This window comes from Pseudomonas sp. PA-4-8C (genome assembly GCF_021606625.1).
Lineage (GTDB): Bacteria > Pseudomonadota > Gammaproteobacteria > Pseudomonadales > Pseudomonadaceae > Aquipseudomonas > Aquipseudomonas lactis.
Genome location: NZ_WKCD01000391.1, coordinates 1 through 3,822, shown reverse-complemented (window position 1 = coordinate 3,822; position 3,822 = coordinate 1). Strand labels below are relative to the sequence as shown.

Here is a 3,822-nt window from a genome sequence, read left to right as displayed (position 1 = left end):
TTAACAAGATAATAACTATTGCCCAAACCGCAACAGTGCGAGCGATGGGATCTCCTGTGGGAGCTGGCTTGCCTGCGATGCAGACACCTCGGTATGCCAGGCGCACCGAGGTGATGCTATCGCAGGCAAGCCAGCTCCCACATTTTTAACCGAGTTGTTTAGACCGGCAGGGTGATACCAAACGTATTGCCACCGCCTTCACTGCGCACAAACACATCCCCCCCATGCATCAACGCAATCGCCTTGACGATCGCCAGCCCCAGCCCGTGATTGGCCCCGCTGTTGCTGCGCGAGGCATCCACCCGATAGAAGCGTTCGAACAGGCGTGGCAAGTGTTCGCTGGCAATGGCCTCGCCGGGGTTGGTCACGCCAATCGTCACTTGGTGTGCCTGCACTTGAATGTGCACGTCGATGACTTGCCCCGGCGCGGTATGTTGTACGGCATTGCTCAGCAGGTTGATCAGTGCGCGCCGCAGGTGGGCTTTTTCGATCTGCACCACGGCATCGCCGTGCACGTGCACTTCGACCTGGGCGTCTTCGAGGATGAAGTCCAGGTAGTCGAGGGTGGTGGCCACTTCATCGGCCAGGGCGCTTTCGATCAGCTTGGTGGCCTTGCTGCCTTGGTCGGCGCTGGCGAGGAACAGCATGTCATTGATGATCGAGCGCAGCCGTTCCAGCTCTTCCAGGTTCGATTGCAGCACCTCGAAATAGTGCTCTGCCGAACGGCCGCGAGTGAGAGCCACCTGGGTCTGGCCGATCAGATTGGTGAGCGGCGAACGCAGTTCATGGGCGACGTCGGCGTTGAACGATTCCAGGCGCGAATACGCCTGTTCGACCCGGTCGAGGGTGGCGTTGAACGAATTGACGAATTGGCTCAGTTCCGGCGGCAAGGGCGACAATTGCAGGCGCCCGGAGAGTTTCGGCGGCGCAAGTTTTTGCGCCTCATCCGAGAGTTTGCCCAGGGGCTTGAGGCCGATACGCGCGACCCAGAACCCCAACAGTGCCGCCAGTATGACGCCCACCAATGCCAGGCTGATCAACGCCACCAGCAAGTGATGCTGGGTGGCGCGGAAGTTCTCCGTGTCGATGGCAATCATGAAGCGCAGCGCCGGGCGCTGGTCCTTGGCGGCAAACTGGCTGACCAGCACCTTGAACGGATAATCGTGACCGGGCAAGCGCAGGTCGCGTTTGCCCGTGGGGCCTTCGGCAAAGGCGCGAATCTGCGCATCTGGTTCACCGTATTCGTAGCTCGGGTCACTGCTGACCACCCAGAAACGGATGCGCTTGTCTTCTTCCCCCAACAGCTTGAGCTTGGACCTGATCTTGGCCCAATGCTCTGGCGTGCCGAAGCGATTGATCGACGATTCCAGCACGCTGTAGCGCGCATCCAGCTCGGCACCTGGCAACAGCCCGAGGCCACGGTCCACCTGCTGGTACAGCGCGCCGCCGATCAACAGGAAGATCAGCAGCGCCACCAGGGTGAACATGCCGCTCAGGCGCAGGGCGATGGAATTAGCGACCACTGTGGTTTTCCTGCATGCGGTTCTCCAGCACATAACCCATGCCACGAATGGTGTGCAGCAGCTTGTGTTCGAACGGCCCATCGAGCTTGGCGCGCAGGCGCTTGATCGCCACTTCGACCACGTTGGCGTCGCTGTCGAAATTGATGTCCCAGACCATCTCGGCAATCGCGGTTTTGGACAGGATCTCGCCCTGGCGCCGCGCCAATACGCTGAGCAGCGAGAACTCCTTGGCGGTCAGGTCCAGGCGCAGGCCGTTGCGGCTGGCCTTGCGGCTGATCAGGTCGATCCACAGGTCAGCGACGGTGACCTGCACCGGTTCATGGCCGCCGCTGCGACGGGTCAGGGCTTGCAGGCGGGCCACCAGTTCCAGGAACGAAAACGGCTTGCCCAGATAATCGTCGGCGCCTTCGCGCAGGCCGCGGATGCGGTCTTCCACGCGCTCGCGGGCGGTGAGCATGATCACCGGCGTCTGCTTGCGGGCGCGTAGGGCGCGCAATACACCGAAGCCATCCAGGCCGGGCAGCATCACGTCGAGCACGATCACCGCGTAATCGTTCTCCAGCGCCAGGTGCAGGCCTTCGATGCCTTCGCGGGCTACATCAACGGTGTAGCCTTGCTCGGTCAGGCCGCGGTGCAGGTAGTCCGCGGTTTTTTCTTCATCTTCAATAATCAGGACGCGCATGACCGCCTCAGTGTGTGGTCGCCAGCGTCAGCGCTGGTTTGGGCCTGTGGAAAAAACGTTCAAGGTACAAGTATATGACCGGCGTGGTGAACAGCGTCAGCGCCTGGCTCACCAGCAAGCCACCGACCACCGCGATGCCCAGCGGCTGGCGCAGTTCCGCCCCAGGGCCTGCGCCGAGCATCAACGGCACGGCGCCGAGCAACGCGGCAAGGGTGGTCATGATGATCGGCCGGAACCGCGTGACGCAGGCTTCATAAATCGCATCCTCCGGCGGTAAGCCCCGCACACGTTGGGCCTCCAGGGCGAAGTCGATCATCAAGATACCGTTTTTCTTCACGATGCCGATCAGCAGCACCAGGCCGATCAAGGCCATGATCGAAAAGTCCTGGCCCAGCAGCCACAGCATGATCAGCGCACCGAGGCCCGCCGAAGGCAGGGTGGAAATGATCGTCAGCGGGTGCACAAAACTCTCATACAGCACACCCAGAATAATGTAGACCGCTACCAGCGCCGCGAGGATCAGCCAGGGTTGGCTGGCCAGCGAGCTCTGGAACGCCTGGGCCGCACCCTGGAAGTTGCCGATGATTGTGCTCGGCATGCCGATTTCGTTCTTGGCCTGGTCGAGCATGATCACCGCATCGCCCAGGGCCACGCCAGGCGCCAGGTTGAACGAAAGGTTGGCGGCGGGGAACATGCCGTCATGGCTGATGGACAAAGGCCCGACTGTGGGCGGGTCGACTTTGGCCAAGGCCGACAACGGCACCATCTCGTTGGTCAATGGCGAGCGCAGGTAAAAATAGTTGAGGCTTTCGGCCTTGCCGCGCTGTTGGCTGTCCAGTTCGAGTATCACTTGGTACTGGTTGATCTCGGTCTGGAACTCGTTGATCTGGCGCTGGCCGAAGGCGTCGTACAGCGCCTGGTCGACATCGGTCGCGGTCAGGCCGAAGCGCGCAGCGGCCTGGCGGTCGATGCTGATGTGGGTGATGCTGCCGCCCAGTTGCAGGTCGTTGGACAGGTCGCGAAACGCCGGGTTGGCGCGCAGTTTTTCAGTGAGGCGTTGGGTCCAGGTGTTCAGCGTCGGGCCGTCGTTGCTCTTGAGCACATATTGGTACTGGGCGCGGCTGGGGCCGGAGCTCAGGTTGATGTCCTGGCCGGCGCGCAGGTACAGCACGATGCCCGGCACCTTCGCCAGTTGCGGGCGGATGCGGTCTATGAACTGGCTGGCGGACACGTCGCGCTCACTGCGGTCTTTCAAGGCGATCCAGAAGCGGCCATTGGCGATGGTCTGGTTGCTGCCGGTGACGCCGACTGAATGAGAAAACGCCTGCACCGCCGGGTCGGCCTTGACGATCTCGGCCAGGGCCTTGTGCTTGGCGACCATGTCCTTGTACGACACGTCGGCCGCCGCTTCGCTGGTGCCGAGCACGAAACCGGTGTCCTGCACCGGGAAGAAACCCTTGGGGATAAACACATAGCCGACCACCGCCAGGGCCAGGGTTACCACGAAGATCGCGACCATGCTGCGTTGGTGCGCCAGGGCACGGCGCAGGTTGCGCGCATAGCCGGCCAGCAGGCGTTCGCTGAAGGTGGGCTTGGCATGGGCAGGGTGGGAAGGGG

3 protein-coding genes are annotated in these 3,822 nt (G+C 62.2%); all 3 read right to left on the bottom strand.

Annotated elements, in window-relative coordinates:
• Positions 1 to 158: 158 nt before the first annotated feature.
• Entirely contained in the window at positions 159 to 1,523 is a 1,365-nt protein-coding gene (locus GIW04_RS28790; RefSeq protein WP_003188688.1) for a heavy metal sensor histidine kinase, read from the bottom strand.
• Positions 1,513 to 2,205 (bottom strand): heavy metal response regulator transcription factor, encoded by a 693-nt coding sequence (locus tag GIW04_RS28785; RefSeq protein WP_003188690.1) that lies wholly within the window; start codon positions 2,203 to 2,205, stop codon positions 1,513 to 1,515. Before GIW04_RS28785 ends, GIW04_RS28790 begins: the two co-directional genes overlap by 11 nt.
• A gap of 7 nt (positions 2,206 to 2,212) precedes the next feature.
• Positions 2,213 to 3,822: efflux RND transporter permease subunit (locus tag GIW04_RS28780; RefSeq protein ID WP_236479462.1), on the bottom strand; the 1,610-nt coding region annotated here is incomplete at its 5' end.

Excerpts from the sequence above, each read along its gene's own strand:
- GIW04_RS28785 (WP_003188690.1), bottom strand. The coding sequence starts at position 2,205 with ATGCGCGTCCTGATTATTGAAGATGAAGAAAAAACCGCGGACTACCTG.